Source organism: Salmonella sp. A1325, from assembly GCF_056991255.1.
This window is the reverse complement of the sequence record NZ_JAMLWO010000001.1, coordinates 26,094-44,460: the sequence shown is the minus strand read 5'-3', so window position 1 is coordinate 44,460 and position 18,367 is coordinate 26,094. Positions and strand designations below refer to the sequence as shown.

At 52.2% G+C, this 18,367-nt stretch carries 20 protein-coding genes and 2 pseudogenes; 10 read left to right on the top strand and 12 right to left on the bottom strand.

What is annotated here, in order from left to right; translation table 11 throughout:
- Positions 1-19 precede the first annotated feature (19 nt).
- Positions 20-274 carry a GlsB/YeaQ/YmgE family stress response membrane protein gene (locus NAZ64_RS00250; protein WP_000511323.1) on the bottom strand — a complete coding sequence of 85 codons (255 nt, stop codon included), beginning with the start codon at positions 272-274 and terminating at the stop codon, positions 20-22.
- A gap of 168 nt (positions 275-442) precedes the next feature.
- Here NAZ64_RS00250 and ycgR point away from each other — a divergent pair, with 168 nt between their 5' ends.
- The gene (gene ycgR, locus NAZ64_RS00245; protein WP_000017423.1) at positions 443-1,177 is read left to right on the top strand and encodes a flagellar brake protein YcgR; all 735 of its coding nucleotides are present in this window, start codon (positions 443-445) and stop codon (positions 1,175-1,177) included.
- A 13-nt stretch (positions 1,178-1,190) separates the two neighbouring features.
- On the opposite strand, the gene emtA is transcribed toward ycgR, so the two are convergent.
- Positions 1,191-1,802, bottom strand: coding sequence for a membrane-bound lytic murein transglycosylase EmtA (gene emtA / locus NAZ64_RS00240; RefSeq protein ID WP_000776974.1), 612 nt, complete (start codon positions 1,800-1,802; stop codon positions 1,191-1,193).
- Positions 1,803-1,972: 170 nt separating this feature from the next.
- Between emtA and ldcA the strand changes: the two genes are divergently transcribed.
- Both ldcA and NAZ64_RS00230 read left to right on the top strand, forming a co-directional pair.
- Positions 1,973-2,887, top strand: coding sequence for a muramoyltetrapeptide carboxypeptidase (ldcA, locus tag NAZ64_RS00235; protein WP_023242519.1), 915 nt, complete (start codon positions 1,973-1,975; stop codon positions 2,885-2,887).
- Between the two features lie 96 nt (positions 2,888-2,983).
- Positions 2,984-4,699: pseudogene (locus NAZ64_RS00230) on the top strand (potassium/proton antiporter); the annotation flags it as partial.
- Here NAZ64_RS00230 and NAZ64_RS00225 read toward each other — a convergent pair.
- The 3 genes and pseudogenes from NAZ64_RS00225 to NAZ64_RS00215 form a co-directional block, all read right to left on the bottom strand.
- Positions 4,655-4,747, bottom strand: a pseudogene (locus NAZ64_RS00225) (hypothetical protein); the annotation flags it as partial. The pseudogenes NAZ64_RS00230 and NAZ64_RS00225 overlap by 45 nt on opposite strands.
- 32 nt (positions 4,748-4,779) lie before the next feature.
- A complete protein-coding gene (dadX, locus tag NAZ64_RS00220) occupies positions 4,780-5,850 on the bottom strand; it encodes a catabolic alanine racemase DadX (protein WP_000197903.1) in 1,071 nt (356 codons plus the stop codon).
- Positions 5,851-5,863: 13 nt separating this feature from the next.
- Positions 5,864-7,162, bottom strand: coding sequence for a D-amino acid dehydrogenase (locus tag NAZ64_RS00215; protein WP_080250811.1), 1,299 nt, complete (start codon positions 7,160-7,162; stop codon positions 5,864-5,866).
- Positions 7,163-7,484: 322 nt separating this feature from the next.
- Here NAZ64_RS00215 and NAZ64_RS00210 point away from each other — a divergent pair, with 322 nt between their 5' ends.
- Entirely contained in the window at positions 7,485-9,017 is a 1,533-nt protein-coding gene (locus tag NAZ64_RS00210; RefSeq protein WP_000190832.1) for a SpoVR family protein, read from the top strand.
- Positions 9,018-9,063: 46 nt separating this feature from the next.
- Here the strand turns inward: NAZ64_RS00210 and fadR are convergent, their stop codons facing one another.
- Positions 9,064-9,783 (bottom strand): fatty acid metabolism transcriptional regulator FadR, encoded by a 720-nt coding sequence (fadR, locus tag NAZ64_RS00205; RefSeq protein WP_000234826.1) that lies wholly within the window; start codon positions 9,781-9,783, stop codon positions 9,064-9,066.
- Between the two features lie 219 nt (positions 9,784-10,002).
- On the opposite strand from fadR, the gene nhaB reads away from it, so the two are divergent.
- The 3 genes from nhaB (at position 10,003) to NAZ64_RS00190 (ending at position 12,669) form a co-directional block, all read left to right on the top strand.
- Positions 10,003-11,547, top strand: coding sequence for a Na(+)/H(+) antiporter NhaB (gene nhaB / locus NAZ64_RS00200; RefSeq protein WP_020898840.1), 1,545 nt, complete (start codon positions 10,003-10,005; stop codon positions 11,545-11,547).
- A gap of 141 nt (positions 11,548-11,688) precedes the next feature.
- Entirely contained in the window at positions 11,689-12,219 is a 531-nt protein-coding gene (gene dsbB / locus NAZ64_RS00195) for a disulfide bond formation protein DsbB (protein WP_000943475.1), read from the top strand.
- Between the two features lie 108 nt (positions 12,220-12,327).
- On the top strand, positions 12,328-12,669 hold the full coding sequence (locus tag NAZ64_RS00190) for a TehB family protein (protein WP_000018967.1): 342 nt from the start codon (positions 12,328-12,330) through the stop codon (positions 12,667-12,669).
- A gap of 71 nt (positions 12,670-12,740) precedes the next feature.
- On the opposite strand, the gene NAZ64_RS00185 is transcribed toward NAZ64_RS00190, so the two are convergent.
- From NAZ64_RS00185 to NAZ64_RS00165, 5 genes are all read right to left on the bottom strand, one after another.
- Complete coding sequence (locus tag NAZ64_RS00185) at positions 12,741-12,914, bottom strand: GnsA/GnsB family addiction module toxin (protein WP_001083583.1); 174 nt, start codon at positions 12,912-12,914, stop codon at positions 12,741-12,743.
- Between the two features lie 191 nt (positions 12,915-13,105).
- Positions 13,106-13,243 (bottom strand): hypothetical protein, encoded by a 138-nt coding sequence (locus tag NAZ64_RS00180; RefSeq protein ID WP_001519337.1) that lies wholly within the window; start codon positions 13,241-13,243, stop codon positions 13,106-13,108.
- 351 nt (positions 13,244-13,594) lie between these two features.
- A complete protein-coding gene (locus NAZ64_RS00175; RefSeq protein ID WP_001285703.1) occupies positions 13,595-14,041 on the bottom strand; it encodes a YcgN family cysteine cluster protein in 447 nt (148 codons plus the stop codon).
- A 92-nt stretch (positions 14,042-14,133) separates the two neighbouring features.
- Positions 14,134-14,793 carry a fumarylacetoacetate hydrolase family protein gene (locus NAZ64_RS00170; RefSeq protein ID WP_483640838.1) on the bottom strand — a complete coding sequence of 220 codons (660 nt, stop codon included), beginning with the start codon at positions 14,791-14,793 and terminating at the stop codon, positions 14,134-14,136.
- A 49-nt stretch (positions 14,794-14,842) separates the two neighbouring features.
- Positions 14,843-15,136, bottom strand: a complete 294-nt coding sequence (locus NAZ64_RS00165; protein ID WP_001628266.1) for a YcgL domain-containing protein — start codon at positions 15,134-15,136, stop codon at positions 14,843-14,845.
- A gap of 125 nt (positions 15,137-15,261) precedes the next feature.
- Here NAZ64_RS00165 and minC point away from each other — a divergent pair, with 125 nt between their 5' ends.
- From minC to minE, 3 genes are read left to right on the top strand one after another with little or no spacing between them, the layout of a single operon-like run.
- Positions 15,262-15,969 (top strand): septum site-determining protein MinC, encoded by a 708-nt coding sequence (minC, locus tag NAZ64_RS00160; protein WP_220569843.1) that lies wholly within the window; start codon positions 15,262-15,264, stop codon positions 15,967-15,969.
- A 23-nt stretch (positions 15,970-15,992) separates the two neighbouring features.
- Complete coding sequence (gene minD / locus NAZ64_RS00155; protein ID WP_000101047.1) at positions 15,993-16,805, top strand: septum site-determining protein MinD; 813 nt, start codon at positions 15,993-15,995, stop codon at positions 16,803-16,805.
- A 3-nt stretch (positions 16,806-16,808) separates the two neighbouring features.
- Entirely contained in the window at positions 16,809-17,075 is a 267-nt protein-coding gene (gene minE / locus NAZ64_RS00150) for a cell division topological specificity factor MinE (RefSeq protein WP_001185666.1), read from the top strand.
- A 121-nt stretch (positions 17,076-17,196) separates the two neighbouring features.
- Here minE and rnd read toward each other — a convergent pair whose 3' ends face one another.
- On the bottom strand, positions 17,197-18,324 hold the full coding sequence (gene rnd, locus NAZ64_RS00145) for a ribonuclease D (protein WP_115285953.1): 1,128 nt from the start codon (positions 18,322-18,324) through the stop codon (positions 17,197-17,199).
- Between the last annotated feature and the right edge of the window lie 43 nt (positions 18,325-18,367).

Genomic DNA, 18,367 nt, shown 5'->3' with positions numbered 1-18,367 from the left:
CTTACACGTTTTGCAGCGGTTAGCCGCGTCGCAGAAGGCGGAAAATCACCAGCACCACGATCGCACCCACCACGGCGACCAGGAAACTGTGCAGATTAAAGCCGCTGATACTGCCGCCAATACCAAACATCGTCGCCAGCCATCCGCCAACGACCGCCCCGACGATACCGAGAATACAGGTCAGGATAAATCCCCCGCCATCGCGCCCCGGCATAAGCAATTTGGCGATAACGCCGGCAATCAAACCAAAAACAATCCAGGCGATAATTCCCATTTGCAAACCCTCTTTCCAGTAAAAACGTTTTAAGTATAGGCAAAGTCGAGCGTCGCATTTCTGAACACTGATTTATCTCGCGGACATAAAAATTTATTTATCGCTATTAAGTTCTTTCTACCGATGCCGATAACCCAACGATAGTCTGCGTATCAGGGGTTATTTCGTGTGAGTGGTTACAATGAGCAGTTCCTGAAAAAAAATCCATTAGCGATATTAGGCGTGCTACGGGATTTAAATAAAAATCAGGTTCCACTGCGTATTTCATGGGCGCATGGTCAATTCATCAGTAAAATTTTGGCGGTAGACCCGGAAAAACTCATCGTAGATTACGGCAGCCAGGAATATGAAAATAGCGCCGTATTACGTGCCGGGCAGGTAGCCATTATCGCAGAAACGCAGGGCGCAAAAGTCGAGTTCACGTTGCCGCAACTCGTTACAGGTGAATATCAGCGGCTGCCGGCCTTTATCACGCCCCTGCCGTCGTCACTGTGGTTTGTCCAGCGCCGGGAGTATTTTCGCATTGGCGCGCCGCTGTATCCGCCTTATTACGGCGTCACCACGCTACCGGACACCCGTACGTTACGTTTTCGCCTGTTTGATCTTTCCCTGGGCGGCATGGGCGCGCTACTGGAATCCGCCATCCCCGACGGGCTAACAGAAGGCGCGCGCTTTTCGCAGGTTGAACTGAACATGGGGCAATGGGGGATTTTTCACGTTGACGCCCAGCTTATCGCCATCAGCGAGCGTAAGGTGATTGATGGGAAAAATGAAACGATCACCACTCCCCGCCTGAGCTTTCGTTTCCTTAACGTTAGCCCGGCGGTGGAGCGGGAGTTGCAGCGGATTATTTTTTCGCTTGAGCGCGAGGCCCGAGAAAGAGCGAATAAAGTGCGAGAATAATCTTCACACTAAACTACATGGCGTCCAGCGCCTGCTGAAGCTTCCAGATATAGCGCGGCGCCTGCGGCGCGGGATGATTATCAACAACATGCTCAAAAAACTCGTCCGCATCCAGATCGTTAATTTTTTCTATCGCCTTCTTCCTGTCGGATGAAAAAGTACGCAATAACGCGCCTGCGCCGTTAGCATAAGAGACGACCAGCGCATATTGCATCACCTGCGGATCTTTGATGCCGGCCAGCGGCCCATTTTCCAGAATGCTCAGATACGCCGCGCCCATTGAGATGTTACGCTCAGGGTTTTTCAGCTCGCTGGTGGTCGGTTCGCCACGCCAGCCCATGCGACGGTAAACGTCGCGCCCGGAGGTCGACGCCTTTAACTGCATCAGGCCAATCGCATTGGATTTACTGACCGCGTTAGGGTTGCCGCCGGATTCAATGGCGATAATCGCGGTGATTAAATGCGGATCAACCCCCCATGCCGCCCCGGCTTTTTCACTGATGGGCATCCACTGCATCGCACGCTTTACAGGCACTTCGGCATTCCACGGCGGATTCCTGTAATCCTGTTTTGAGCTACAGCCAGCGAGTATTACTACCAAAAAAGCAAACCATCTTAATTTCACGTCATCTATCCTTATAGCCGTAACTTATCTGCCGAAGAGGTCATACCGCCCCGGCCAGGTACTTAGGTTGCCTCCCTGGTGCGCATCCAGAAACGTCGCACAACGAGGGACATCGCCTAATATATGCGGCATGATATACATTTGCATTCTATTGTCAGCAAGGAATTACCATGTCTCTGTTTCATTTAATCGCCCCCTCGGGCTACTGTATTAACCAACAGGCCGCGTTACGCGGCGTTCAGCGCCTGACTGACGCGGGCCATCAGGTGGAGAATGACGAGGTGATTCGTCGCCGCTATCAGCGTTTTGCCGGTACGGACGCGGAACGGCTGGCCGATGTTAATTCGCTGGCCTCGCTAACTTCGCCGGATACGATTGTCATGCCGGTTCGCGGCGGCTATGGCGCCAGCCGCTTGCTGGATCGTATCGACTGGCAGTCGCTCGCCTCCAGGCAACAGCGCAATCCCTTACTGATTTGCGGTCATAGCGATTTTACGGCGATTCAGGCTGGGCTCCTGGCGCAGGCCAATGTCATCACCTTTAGCGGTCCTATGCTGGCGGCAAATTTTGGTGCCGAAACGCTGAATACGTTCACCGAGCAACATTTCTGGCTGGCGCTACGCAAGGCGCAATTTACCGTAGAGTGGCAAGGTGACGGCCCTCAGTGCGACGTACAAGGCACCTTATGGGGCGGAAATCTGGCGATGTTGATTTCCCTTATCGGTACGCCCTGGATGCCGACTATCGATAAAGGAATTTTAGTGCTGGAAGATGTCAATGAGCATCCTTTCCGGGTGGAGCGTATGCTTTTGCAACTGGAGTACGCCGGAATTTTAAACCGCCAGAGCGCCATCGTTCTCGGCAGCTTTAGCGGCGCGGCGCCCAACGAGTATGACGCCGGCTATTCTCTGGAGAGCGTCTACGCGTTTTTACGTTCTCGTCTGTCCGTTCCGCTGATTACCGGTCTCGACTTCGGGCATGAACAGCGTACGGTGACGCTCCCTATCGGGGCAAACGCGACGCTTAAAAATACGCGCCAGGGGACTCAACTCACTTTATCTGGTCATCCTACGCTGCAATTGTAAAAAAAGTCCCCGACAGGCTAAGTAAAACGCTGCCCTGGCCGTTATTATGTTAATGTTAAATAATACGAAGTCGTGTGAGTCAGGAGATATAAAACGTTGGATGCTGCAACAATTATTAGTCTATTTATTTTAGGTTCCATCCTTGTAACCAGCAGTATCCTGTTAAGTTCATTCTCATCGCGACTGGGTATCCCGATTCTGGTCATTTTCCTCGCCATTGGGATGTTAGCGGGTGTGGATGGCATTGGCGGTATTCCTTTCGATAATTATCCTTTCGCTTATATGGTCAGTAACCTGGCGCTGGCGATTATTTTACTCGATGGCGGCATGCGCACCCAGGCCAGCTCTTTCCGGGTAGCGCTGGGCCCCGCGCTGTCGCTGGCGACGCTCGGCGTGCTGATCACGTCGGGGTTAACAGGTATGATGGCCGCCTGGCTGTTTCATCTGGATCTTATCGAAGGTCTGCTTATCGGCGCGATAGTCGGTTCCACTGACGCCGCAGCGGTCTTTTCTTTGCTTGGCGGTAAAGGGCTAAACGAACGTGTAGGCTCTACGCTGGAGATCGAATCGGGAAGTAACGACCCGATGGCCGTTTTTCTGACCATTACATTAATTGAGATGATCCAGAAACATGAAACCGGCCTGGACTGGATGTTTGCCGTCCATATTATCCAGCAGTTCGGTCTCGGTATTGTTTTTGGCCTGGGCGGCGGTTACCTGCTACAGCAGATGATCAACCGTATTTCTCTGCCCAGCGGCCTGTATCCGATGCTGGCGCTCAGCGGCGGTATTCTGATTTTTGCCTTGACGACCGCGCTTGAAGGCAGCGGCATTCTCGCGGTCTATCTGTGCGGATTCCTGTTAGGAAACCGCCCGATTCGCAACCGTTACGGCATCCTGCAAAACTTTGACGGACTGGCCTGGCTGGCGCAGATCGCGATGTTCCTGGTCCTGGGGCTGCTGGTGACGCCTTCCGATCTGTGGCCGATTGCCGTCCCTGCGCTTATTCTCTCCATCTGGATGATTTTCTTCGCCCGCCCACTGTCGGTGTTCACCGGCCTGCTGCCATTTCGCGGCTTCAATCTTCGGGAGCGCATTTTCATCAGTTGGGTCGGACTGCGCGGCGCGGTGCCGATTATTCTCGCCGTTTTCCCGATGATGGCCGGGCTTGAAAACGCTCGCCTGTTCTTTAATGTCGCTTTCTTTGTGGTACTGGTGTCGCTGCTCCTGCAGGGAACATCGCTGTCATGGGCGGCGAAAAGAGCCAAAGTGGTCGTGCCTCCGGTTGGCTGGCCAGTATCGCGCGTGGGGCTTGACATCCATCCTGATAATCCGTGGGAACAATTCATCTATCAGTTGAGCGCCGACAAATGGTGCGTCGGCGCGGCGTTGCGCGACCTGCATATGCCGAACGAAACCCGCATTGCCGCGCTATTTCGCAATAATGAACTGTTTCACCCCACGGGTAGCACTCGCCTGCAGGAAGGCGACGTACTCTGCCTGATTGGCCGGGAGCGCGATCTGCCAGCGCTGGGCAAATTGTTTAGCCAGTCGCCGCCGGTTTCGTTAGATCAGCGTTTCTTTGGCGATTTTATCCTCGAAGCGAATGCGAAATTCGCCGACGTGGCGCTTATCTACGGGCTGGAAGAAGGAACGGAATACCGGGATAAACAACAAACCCTGGGTGAAATCATACAGCAACTGCTGGGCGCTGCGCCGGTCGTCGGCGATCAGGTGGAGTTTGGCGGCATGATTTGGACGGTAGCTGAAAAAGAAGATAACGTGGTACGCAAGATTGGGGTACGCGTCGCCGAAGACGAAGCAGAATAAGGTCGCCGGACAACGTCGACCCGCCCCCAGGTGGACCGGTCGACGCCTTAGCCTGAGTTAGGTTACGTTGTCACAAACGGCACGCGCGGCGCTACGGCGCACAGTAGCTCATAGCCCAGCGTGCCTGCCGCAGAGGCGACATCATCGACCTTAATCTCTTTGCCCCATAATTCAACCGGCGTGCCGATTCCCGCCTGCGGACACGGCGTCAAATCCACCGCCAGCATATCCATTGAAACGGTGCCTACTGTTCTGGTACGGATACCGTCCACCAGCACGGGCGTCCCGGTCGGCGCATGGCGTGGATAACCATCGGCATAACCCGCCGCGACGATGCCAATGCGTTGTTCCTGAGTCACAGAATACCCTCCGCCATAGCCCACCCTTTCACCCGCGCTCAGCGTCTGCACGCCAATAATTTCGCTACTCAGCGTCATCACGGGTTTTAGTCCGGTATCGGCAATATCCCGCCACTGTCCTGACGGCGACGCGCCGTACAAAATAATGCCTGGCCTGACCCAGTCATAATGCGCCTGGGGATGCCACAGCGTCGCTGCCGAATTTGATAACGAGTATGCACACTGCAGGCCTTCTGTTGCCAGCGCAATACGTCTCATCGCCTCCCCGATACCTTCCGGATGATCGGCCTGAGCAAAATGTGACATCAGGGTCATTTCACCGACATTGCGCATTGCCCGCAATTGCTGCCAGACGGTCTGCGCCCGCTCAGGCTGAAAACCGAGTCGGTTCATGCCGCTGTTGACTTTGACATAGATATCCAGCGGCGCGTTAAGCCGCGCATTTTGCAGCGCTTTCAACTGCCAGTTACTGTGGATGCAGGTGGTCAGCCGATAAGTGTCATACGCCTCCAGGTCTTGCGCATGGAAAAACCCCTCCAGCATCAATATCGGCCCTTTCCACCCGCGCTCACGCAGGGTAATCGCCTCTTCAAGGTTGAGCATAGCGAAACCATCTGTGGCGCCCAGCGCGCTCCAGACGCGTTCAATACCGTGGCCGTAGGCGTTGGCTTTCACTACCGACCAGACGCGCGCCTCTGGGGCCGCCCGGCGCACAATAGCCAAATTTTGTTTCATTACCTGTAAATCAAGGCTGGCCTGTATAGGGCGGGTCATTTCACTTCCTTTATCAGTTATGCGCGCTATGCAAACGTTGCGGGCGGGTGGGCGTAAAATCGGAACGGTATCGCGCCACGCTCAGATCGTCGTAGGGTATCGCTGGCGTACGACCCGACAAGATATCGCTTAACAACTGGCCTGAACCGCAGGCCATCGTCCAGCCTAACGTGCCGTGTCCAGTATTAAGCCACAGATTTTTATAACGGGTGCGTCCTACTACCGGCGTGCCGTCCGGCGTCATGGGGCGCAGGCCGGTCCAGAATGTGGCCTGCTCAATATGACCGCCGCGCGGAAAGAGATCGCGCACAACCATCTCCAGCGTCTCGCGGCGCGGTTGCAGTAAGTCGGTATTAAAGCCCACGATTTCCGCCATTCCCCCCACGCGAATACGCTTATCAAAACGCGTAATAGCGATTTTGTAGGTTTCATCAAGAATCGTCGATACCGGCGCGCCGTCTGGCTCGACGATTGGGATGGTTAATGAATAGCCTTTCAGCGGATACACCGGGATATCAACAATGCCTTTAAGCATCGCCGTCGAATACGATCCAAACGCCATGACATACGCATCGGCTTTAATGATCTCATCGGCGCATTTCACGCCGTAAATCTGATCATTTTCGTACAGTAATTTTTCCACGGGAGTATTAAAGCGAAAGGTTACGCCCGCCTGCTCCGCCATGCGCGCCAGACGCTGGGTAAAGAGCTGACAGTCCCCAGTTTCATCATTCGGTAAGCGCAGTCCGCCGGTTAATTTATGCGCAACCTCAGCCAGAGCGGGTTCAACTTCCGCCAGTCGGCTGGCTTCCAGGAGCTGATACGGCACCCCGGCATCTTCCAGCACGGTGATATCACGGGTGGCGTTCTCATACTGTTGCGCGGTGCGGAAGAGTTGCAGCGTTCCCCCCTGGCGGCCTTCATATTCGATACCGGTCGCGGCGCGTAGCGTTTTCAGACAGTCGCGACTATATTCCGCCAGACGCACCATGCGGCCTTTATTTTCCATATAATGCCGGGTATCGCAGTTACGCAGCATTTGCCACATCCACTTCAGTTGAAACGGGGTGCCATCCAGACGCACCGCCAGCGGCGCATGGCGCTGGAACATCCATTTTATCGCCTTCAGCGGTACGCCAGGGGCCGCCCAGGGCGCCGCATATCCCGGTGAAATTTGTCCGGCATTCGCCGCGCTGGTTTCTTGCGCCGGGCCGGATTCGCGATCGATGACGGTGACATCATGCCCCGCCTGACTCAAATACCAGGCGCTGGTCACGCCAACTACGCCACTCCCCAGGATGACAACTCGCATAGCCACTCCGTTAATAGTAAAAGAACAATCTTCTGATTACATCTTGATAACCCAGATGAAAATATTATTCAACATATGACTTTTTTATGGTGACGTGCTTCACATATACCCTAAAGACAAGCGATCCCACTGGTTTGGGATCTCCTGCTACGCGGCATGGCTATACAGCATAAAATGATGCCAATACCCGATTTTTTGCCGTTCAATGTGGAGGAAATCGCAAAGAAAAGTTTTCACGATCAAGTCGTTTTTTAACATGGTGTTCTATGCTTGAAAGGAGGCGCTCCATACAGAGAGCGTCGCCAACAATGAGGGTGCGCGAATGGCAACGATTGATTCCATGAACAAGGACACCACACGTTTGAGCGATGGACCCGACTGGACATTTGATCTGCTGGATGTCTATCTGGCAGAGATAGACCGCGTGGCGAAACTCTACCAACTGGATACTTACCCGCACCAAATTGAAGTCATCACTTCCGAACAGATGATGGACGCCTACTCCAGCGTCGGGATGCCGATCAACTATCCGCATTGGTCGTTTGGCAAAAAGTTCATTGAGACGGAACGTCTGTATAAGCATGGTCAACAAGGACTGGCTTATGAAATTGTGATCAACTCTAATCCCTGCATTGCCTACCTGATGGAAGAAAACACCATCACCATGCAGGCGCTGGTCATGGCGCACGCCTGTTACGGACACAACTCCTTTTTTAAAAATAATTATCTCTTCCGGAGCTGGACGGATGCCAGCTCTATCGTCGATTACCTGATTTTCGCCCGAAATTACATTACCCGCTGTGAAGAACGCTACGGAGTGGATGAAGTAGAAAAACTGCTCGACTCCTGCCACGCGCTGATGAATTACGGCGTCGATCGCTATAAGCGCCCGCAGAAAATCTCGTTGCAGGAAGAGAAAGCGCGACAAAAAAGCCGGGAAGAGTATCTACAAAGCCAGGTGAATATGCTGTGGCGCACGCTGCCAAAACGCGAGGAAGAAAAAACTGTCGCCGAAGCACGCCGCTTTCCCGCTGAACCGCAGGAAAACCTGCTCTATTTTATGGAGAAAAACGCCCCGTTGCTCGAGCCGTGGCAGCGCGAAATTCTGCGCATCGTGCGTAAAGTCAGCCAGTATTTTTATCCGCAGAAACAGACGCAGGTCATGAACGAGGGCTGGGCGACCTTCTGGCACTACACCATCCTGAACCATCTGTATGATGAAGGCAAAGTGACGGAACGCTTTATGCTGGAGTTTTTACACAGCCATACCAATGTCGTATTTCAGCCGCCCTATAATAGCCCCTGGTATAGCGGAATTAACCCCTATGCGCTCGGCTTTGCCATGTTCCAGGATATCAAACGTATTTGTCAGTCGCCCACGGATGAAGATAAATACTGGTTTCCGGATATTGCCGGTTCCGACTGGCTGGAAACGCTGCACTTCGCCATGCGCGATTTTAAAGATGAAAGCTTTATCAGCCAGTTCCTGTCGCCAAAAGTGATGCGTGATTTCCGTTTCTTCACGGTACTTGATGATGACAGGCATAATTATCTGGAGATCTCCGCCATTCATAACGAAGAAGGTTATCGGGAGATTCGATCAAAACTGTCGTCACAGTATAACCTGAGCAACCTGGAGCCGAATATTCAGGTCTGGAATGTGGATTTACGTGGCGACAGATCGCTGACGCTGCGTTATATCCCGCATAACCGCGCGCCGCTGGATAAAGGCCGCAAAGAGGTGCTGAAACATGTGCATCGGTTATGGGGCTTTGATGTGATGCTGGAGCAACAAAATGAGGATGGCAGCGTAGAACTGCTGGAGCGTTGTCCGCCGCGCATGAACACGCTGTAATCGAGATGCTGCCCGGTAGTGTTTGCGCTTACCGGGCATCGCGGGATTATCGTCCCTGAATCGCTAAATCGCCGGGCAGATTTTTCTGCATCCGATGCCAAATCTCGCCGCTGTCATGCCCGTAACGTCGCACCGTTTCATACACCTGGTCGTGCGCGCCCTGCTCGCATAACGACGATAATTTATGATAGAAACCCAGTGCCAGACTGCGCGCTTCCGGATTGGCGAAATAGTGGCGACCAATGCGGGTGTATAACCCTTTCATGCCGTTCAGGATCAAGCCGTAAATAGGATTGCCGGAGGCGAATGCCAGACCACGAAAGATGTTATAGTCCAGATCGGCGAATGCATCGGCATGGTCGGCCACTTCGTGGGCTGTGGCCAGCACTTCCTGCGCCTTATCCGGGTGTTGACGCAACGCGGTACGAATAAAGATAGTAGAAATATTGGTACGCACCGACAACAAATTGTCGATCAGTTGCGGAACGCTTTCATGATCAAGGCGGGCCAGCGTTTCAAGGATATTCAGCCCTGACGTTTCCCAAAAATTATTAACCTTTGTCGGTTTGCCATGCTGAATGGTCAGCCAGCCATCTCGCGCCAGCCGCTGTAACACCTCGCGTAATGTCGTGCGCGTCACGCCGATCAGTTCGGAGAGTTCTCGTTCTGCCGGTAAGATCGTGCCAGGAGGAAAGCGGTTATTCCAGATACTTTCAATAATATACTCTTCCGCGAAACCCGCCGGGCTCTGCGCCTTAATGACCATAGTGAGATTTCCATTACACAGCAAAACATAGTTGTACTCATCATACCAGACGGGCGTAACACCTGATAGCGGACGCAATGAAGAAAAAGGGGATCAAGGCACCATTTCTGATATCGCCTGCCAATATCGTTAAGGACTTGCTTGCATTCGTCGCGCTCGCTACTCTCTGTGTTTAAACATAAAAACGCTATTTCATTTTTCTAGGTAAGGAAAAATTTCATGGAGATCTCATGGGGTCGCGCCATGTGGCGCAACTTTTTAGGACAGTCGCCCGACTGGTACAAACTGGCACTACTTGTCTTTTTAATTGTTAACCCATTTATTTTCTTAGCTAATCCCTTTGTTGCCGGTTGGCTACTGGTGGCAGAGTTTATCTTCACCCTGGCGATGGCGTTAAAGTGTTACCCCCTGCTGCCCGGCGGGTTACTGGCCATTGAAGCCGTCATCATCGGCATGACCAGCGCCGCCCATGTACGTGAAGAGGTTGCCGCCAACCTGGAAGTCTTGCTGCTGCTGATGTTTATGGTGGCAGGCATCTACTTTATGAAGCAGTTATTGCTGTTTATTTTTACCCGTCTGTTACTCAGTATTCGCTCGAAGATGGTTCTGTCGCTGGCCTTTTGCGTCGCCGCCGCGTTCTTGTCGGCTTTCCTTGACGCGCTTACCGTCGTCGCAGTGGTGATCAGCGTCGCCGTCGGTTTTTACGGGATTTACCATCGTGTGGCCTCATCGCGCGGCGAAGAGAACGATATGCTGGACGACAGCCATATCGATCCGCATTACAAAACGGTGCTGGAGCAATTCCGCGGATTCTTGCGTAGCCTGATGATGCATGCGGGCGTGGGGACGGCGCTGGGCGGCGTCATGACCATGGTCGGGGAGCCGCAAAACCTGATCATCGCTAAAGCGGCTGGCTGGCATTTCGGCGACTTCTTTTTACGGATGTCGCCTGTCACCGTCCCGGTACTGATATGTGGACTGTTAACCTGTATGCTGGTCGAGAAAATGCGCTGGTTTGGCTATGGCGAAACGTTGCCCGAAAAAGTCCGCGACGTCTTGCAGCAATTCGACGATCAAAGCCGTAAGAAGCGCACCCGCCAGGATAAAATTAAACTAATAGTCCAGGCGGTTATTGGCGTCTGGCTGGTTACCGCCCTCGCCCTCCATCTCGCGGAGGTGGGACTGATTGGTCTGTCGGTCATTATTCTGGCCACCGCGTTAACGGGTGTAACCGATGAACACGCCATCGGCAAAGCGTTTACCGAGTCGCTGCCGTTTACTGCGCTGTTAACCGTTTTCTTCTCCATTGTGGCGGTTATTATCGATCAACATCTTTTCGCGCCGATTATTCAGTTCGTCTTGCAAGCCTCTGAACACGCGCAGCTAACGCTGTTCTATCTCTTTAACGGCCTGTTGTCTTCCATCTCAGATAACGTCTTTGTCGGCACCATTTATATCAACGAAGCGAAGGCGGCAATGGAAAACGGCGCAATCAGCTTAAAACAGTTTGAGCTGTTAGCTGTGGCCATCAATACCGGTACTAACCTGCCATCGGTAGCGACGCCAAATGGTCAGGCGGCATTCTTATTCCTGCTGACCTCCGCGCTGGCGCCGTTAATCCGTCTCTCCTATGGCCGTATGGTCTGGATGGCGTTACCGTACACTATCGTACTGACCCTGATAGGGCTACTGTGCGTCGAATTCACTCTTGCGCCGGCCACCGAATGGATGACTCAGGCAGGATGGTTAGCAACGCTTTCGTAACGTTTGGCCGGGCAATACACCGCCCGGCTCCGATTTTTGCCTGATAATTATCCAATTACACATTATTTCATTTCCCGCTAGTGGCGCACGAATTGAATTGGTTTACACTGCGGTCTCTACGCATGTTGCAGGGAAATTATTATGTTGCGATTTTTAAACCAGTGCTCACGGGGTCGGGGCGCATGGTTACTGATGGCGTTTACCGCCCTGGCGCTGGAAATGGTGGCGCTGTGGTTCCAGCACGTCATGTTACTTAAACCTTGCGTGCTATGTATTTACGAACGTTGCGCCCTGTTTGGCGTGATGGGCGCGGGTCTGGTCGGCGCAATAGCGCCGAAAACGCCGCTGCGATACGTGGCGATGGTTATCTGGATTTACAGCGCCTGGCGGGGTCTACAACTGGCGTATGAACATACGATGATTCAGTTGCATCCCTCGCCGTTCATGACCTGTGACTTTATGGCGCGCTTTCCAGACTGGTTGCCGTTGGGTAAATGGCTGCCGCAGGTGTTTGTGGCATCCGGTGATTGCGCCGAACGCCAGTGGTCGTTTTTAACGCTGGAGATGCCACAATGGCTGTTGGGGATCTTTGCCGCTTACCTTGTGGTGGCGATAGCCGTCGTCATAGCCCAGGCATTTAAGCCTAAAAAACGCGACCTGTTCGGTCGTTGATACACACGCTCCTTCTGGAGCGTTTTTTTTGCCCGAAGCGTTGTTTGCCAGCGATTAAAAAGTGTATATTAAATGCATCTTTTAATCACCACATCAGGGAGATGTCTTATGTCCCACTTACGCATCCCGGCAAACTGGAAAGTTAAACGCTCTACCCCCTTTTTCACCAAAGAAAATGTTCCGGCGGCACTGCTCTCTCATCACAACACAGCGGCAGGCGTTTTCGGACAACTCTGCGTGATGGAAGGCACCGTGACCTACTATGGTTTTGCGAATGAAACCGCGACAGAACCAGAAGTGAAAGTGGTGATTAATGCCGGGCAATTCGCCACCAGTCCGCCGCAATACTGGCATCGGGTAGAGCTGAGCGATGATGCGCGGTTCAACATTCATTTTTGGGTAGAGGAAGACCATCAGGGCGAGGAAATGTATCAACAGAAAAAAGCCTGACATCGGTAAACCAGTCACCACTGGGCGGCGTCCCGCCCAGTAGCCAGGTGATTGACGGCGCTAATTAAACGCTAGAGTAGTTTAATTTTAACGTGGTATCCCTCAAGCCCTTTCATCGTTTCTCGCGGCACGAACTCTATTTCGGAAACCTCTTGCCCGGTTTTCTTCCGTAGTTCGGCGACCTTTTTGCTAATGAGTGCCGCGATTTCCTCTTCTGCTTTATGTGTCAACTCTTCGCTGTTCATTGATTTCCTCCTTTGAACTCGCAAACGGCTAAGCGCAATAAGACAGTGTCGTCATGGACGCGCTACTATTTTAACGTACAAAAAATTATAGGCTATCTTTCTGAGGATTATCAGGATGTTTCGCTTTAGAAGATGTAAAAAACCGCCTGGCACAGGCGGTGCATCAGGCGGTTGGTTAATAGCACAAGACGCTATCTACGAGGATCTTCAACCTCATTCTGGGTATCCGGGTCGAGAGGATCGTCTCCCTCTGGTGTATCCGGAATATTTTCACCAGGAAGCGGCTCATCCTCTGGTAATGGATCGACTAAATCAGGACGTTCAGACATAAAGCCTCCAACGAACCATAGTTATTAAAGATACCCTACAGCACTACTTTTGGTTTTTCTTTGGATTTTTTCCTTCGTCTTCGGGTGTCTTATCAGGCTTCCTGGACTGATCCTTTGAAACGCGCAACGGTTGGTTATTCATGGGGTAACTCCTCAGGATAGGCAGCGATATACTGCTTTGAAAGTATAGAGTCGCCGCCATACGTGCGCGAGCGCAGCGACAAGGCGCGTCAGGGAGGAATAGAAGGCAGTGATAACGCCAGGTGACGGAATTTGCACGCAATTCCTGGTTTCAGGGGTCGCCCGGCGTAAATTAAAGAATTGTAAACAATCAGCCGTTTTGCCGAAGACTTATTCTGCCCACGACGGTTTATTTAAAATATGATCCTGCCAGTCCCGTACTTCAGATTCTTTAACCGCGATATGACGGACAGAAATTCGCTCGCCATGCATAGCGGCTTTCGATCCAGTCAGCAGCGGATGCCACGTCGGCAAGGGCTTACCTTCCGCCAACAAACGGTAGGCGCAGGTCATCGGCAACCATTCAAAGTCAGGCAAGTTTTCGCGAGTGAGTTTGATACAGTCGGGTTCAAATTCAAAACGGCGTTCATAATGACGGCACTGGCACGTTTTGATATTTAATTGCCTGCACGCCACGTTGGTGAAGTAGATTTCATCTGTATCTTCATCCATCAGCTTATGCAGGCAGCATTGACCGCAGCCATCGCACAGCGACTCCCACTCGGCATCGGTCATTTCATCCAGGGTTTTACGTTGCCAGAAAGGTGTATCGCTCATTAAAGTATCCGCCATTGCACTAAAGCTGCACCTTATAACCAGTCTGGCCTGCAGATGCAAGTTTTACCGCCGCTGAAGGCGGCAAGCAGATTTTACAGAACGCGGGTAGACAACGTTTCGCCATTAAAACGAATGTCCAGCTCATCGCCGCTTAATAATGGCCCCACGCCTGCCGGCGTGCCGGTTAGCACCACGTCCCCGGCTTTGAGCGTAAAATAGCGGCTCATATAGACGATAAGAGGCACAATAGGATGAATCATATCCGCGGTCGACCCTTGCTGGCGAACCTCGCCATTAACGTTAAGTCCGATAAGCGTATTTTGCGGATCGCCGCAGAAGGCCGCGACAGGGATGAAGCCTGAAATCGGACATGCGTTATCAAAACCTTTGGCTTTTTCCCAGGGCTGTCCGGCCTTTTTCATTTTCCCTTGAATATCGCGCAGGGTTAAATCAAGCGCCACGCCATAACCGGCTATCGCTTTACGTACATGATCTTCGGTCGCCTGGCGGAGCGTTGCGCCAATCAACACGGCAAGCTCAACTTCATGATGAACAGTGCCCATATCCGCCGGAATCGCCAGCGGCTGGCGAATATCACACAATGCGGTTTCCGGCTTGATAAAAAGCACGGGTTCTTCCGGCGTCGCGCTGCCCATCTCCTTGATGTGATTTGCGTAATTACTGCCCACGCAGACCACTTTACTTACCGGGTAATCAAGCAAGGCACCTTGCCAGTTACGATGTTGATACATATTTTCCCCTAAGATCATGATGGAATTCAGGCGCGGCGCCGAATACCGTTTAACGGTCAGCGGGCGACGTATTTTGTCCCACCGAAGAAAGATGTTTTTTCAGCAAATCTTCCGGCGGCGGCGGCAATTGTAAATAATAGCCCTGCTCGCTTAACGCCTGTTTTACTTTTTCGAGCTCAGCATTGACTAATTTTTTACGTCCATCAAGCGGCAGCATCATCGCTAACTGCGGCTGACCGAATCCTTTCATCAATGCTTCAGGCACCCGCGAAAAATCGTCTTTTTTTTCGACATACAAATAGGTTTGATCGCGCTTGCTACTTCTATAGATCACACAAAACATACTTTTACTCTGAATTAACGGGATGGTGACTTGCCTCAATATAATACTGACTATAACATGCCTTCTGGACTTCGGAATATCACTCCGTATCGGAGATGATAAATAGCAAATTGAGTAAGGCCAGGATGTCAAACACGCCAATCGAGCTTAAAGGCAGTAGCTTCACCTTATCAGTGGTTCATTTGCATGAAGCGGAACCAGAGGTTATTCGTCAGGCGTTAGAAGACAAAATAGCGCAGGCTCCTGCGTTTTTAAAACACGCCCCTGTCGTTATTAACGTTAGCGGTCTTGAAAGCCCGGTAAACTGGCCGGAACTGCATAAGATCGTGACCTCAACCGGCTTACGCATTATCGGCGTGAGCGGCTGTAAAGACGCCAGCCTGAAAGTAGAAATCGATCGGCTGGGTCTTCCTTTACTGACTGAAGGTAAAGAGAAAGCGGTTCGGGCTGCGCCCGTTGAGCCGGCAACGCCCAGCGAACCGCCGCAAAACGCTAATCCCATCACAAAAACGCGATTAATTGATGTTCCGGTTCGTTCCGGTCAGCGCATTTATGCTCCACAATGTGATCTGATTGTTACAAGTCACGTCAGCGCTGGCGCAGAGCTTATCGCTGACGGCAATATCCATGTCTATGGCATGATGAGAGGTCGCGCGCTGGCAGGAGCGAGCGGCGATCGGGAAGCGCAAATTTTTTGTACCCATCTGACGGCAGAACTGGTCTCTATCGCAGGTGTTTACTGGCTGAGTGATAAAATCCCGGCAGAATTTTATGGCAAAGCGGCGCGCCTGCGTTTAGCAGACAACGCTTTGACAGTTCAACCGTTGAATTGATCCCTTTTTAACAAGGAATTTTTATGGCACGCATTATTGTTGTTACTTCGGGTAAAGGGGGCGTTGGCAAGACCACCTCCAGCGCGGCCATCGCTACAGGTTTGGCCCAGAAGGGAAAGAAAACTGTCGTCATTGATTTTGATATCGGACTGCGTAACCTCGATCTGATTATGGGGTGCGAACGTCGTGTCGTTTACGATTTTGTAAACGTCATTCAGGGCGATGCGACACTGAATCAGGCGCTGATCAAAGATAAGCGTACTGAAAATCTCTTCATTCTTCCGGCGTCGCAGACCCGGGATAAAGACGCGCTAACGCGCGAAGGCGTCGCTAAGGTACTGGACTCACTGAAAGCGATGGACTTTGAGTTCATCGTTTGCGACTCGCCGGCGGGTATCGAAACCGGGGCGCTGATGGCGCTCTATTTTGCCGATGAAGCGATCATCACGACTAACCCGGAAGTCTCTTCTGTCCGTGACTCGGACCGTATTCTGGGTATTCTGGCATCGAAATCTCGTCGCGCAGAAAATGGCGAAGAACCGATTAAAGAACATCTTCTGTTGACGCGCTACAATCCAGGCCGCGTCAATAAAGGCGACATGCTCAGCATGGAAGATGTACTGGAGATTCTGCGTATTAAACTCGTCGGGGTGATCCCGGAAGATCAATCCGTACTGCGCGCATCGAACCAGGGCGAACCGGTGATTCTTGACGCCACTGCGGATGCGGGTAAAGCCTATGCAGATACCGTAGATCGTCTGTTGGGAGAAGAACGTCCTTTCCGCTTCATTGAAGAAGAGAAGAAAGGTTTCCTCAAACGCCTGTTCGGAGGATAAATTATGGCATTACTGGATTTTTTTCTCTCGCGGAAAAAGAGTACCGCTAATATTGCAAAAGAGCGGCTGCAAATCATTGTCGCGGAACGTCGCCGTAGCGATGCCGAACCGCATTATTTACCGCAGTTACGTAAAGATATTCTTGAGGTCATTTGTAAATACGTACAAATCGATCCGGAAATGGTTACCGTCCAGCTTGAGCAAAAAGATGGTGATATCTCCATCCTTGAACTTAACGTAACGCTGCCGGAAGCCGAAGAGTCAAAATAAGCTCTTTTATGGGAAAATTCCTGGATTAAAAAAGGCAGAAGAATCTGCCTTTTTTATTTTTTTACATTATTCCGAATACGGACATTTATTTCACTGGCCGTTTTCCCGGCAATTACCGCCGTTAACGCGGGTACTCCTGCAACAGAAGAGTTAACTTCTCCGCCATCAGTTCGGCGCGCCAGCCGGAAATCAATTCCGGTTGCCCATTTTGCGGTTTTAATTTCCAGTGCCAGTTAAGCAACTGATTAATCTGCCGACGCGATGCCAGTAGCTCGCCGCTGACGTGATGCGACGCGCTCACCTCCGCCACCAGCGCTTTGATGGCCTTAAACGCTTTGCGATAGCCCGGCATGTCCATCAGATTCAACAGGGGCTCCGGCAATGCCTCTTCCGGTAACGCCTGTGCTTTCGCCACCAGCGATATCAACGTCTTGCCGTGAAAACGAATCTCGCTGCCGGAAAGCCCCAGGCTATCCAGCTCACCGAGACTGCCCGGCATATAACGCGCGACCGCCCACAGGTTTTCTTCACGCACAACAAAGTTCACCGCCATATCGCGCTCACGCGCCTTACGCAGCCGCCAGTCAGCTAAAAGTTGCAGACAGGCTAACTGGCGAGTACGCAGTTGCCAGGCATTAGTGATATCCCGCCATGCCTCTTCCGGCGCCTGAATCTCCTGACGACGCTGCTGCATCAATCGGCATTCATCAAGCGCGGCAGGCAGCCATCCTGCGGCTTCAGTTTCAACCATCAGCTTTTTGGCGATCGGTAACAGATACCAGACATCCGCCGCCGCGTATTCACACTGACGCTCGCTTAAAGGCCGGGCTAACCAGTCGGTACGAGATTCGCTTTTATCCAGCGCCACGCCCGTATACTCTTCTACCATCGACGCAAACCCCCACGACAGCGGGCGCCCGCAAAACGCCGCCAGGATTTGCGTATCAATCAGGGGTTCCGGCAGTTCGCCAAACGCATTCAGAAATACTTCCAGATCTTCGCTACCCGCGTGCAGAAATTTGGTGATTCCCGTATCGCGCAACACCGCTTTTAACGGCGACCAGTCGCTGATGCCGAGCGGATCGATCAGGGCGACATTTGCCCCGTCAAATAACTGGATCAATCCTAACTGCGGGTAATAGGTGCGGGTACGGACAAATTCCGTATCTAAAGCAATAGCCGGACATGCGCGGACAGCCTCACACAGGCTCGCCAGCGCATCGTCCGTTTCAATCATTTGGTAATTCAAATCGTGTTCTCTTTGGTTCGCGCCAAAAAAAACGCCGGCTTAA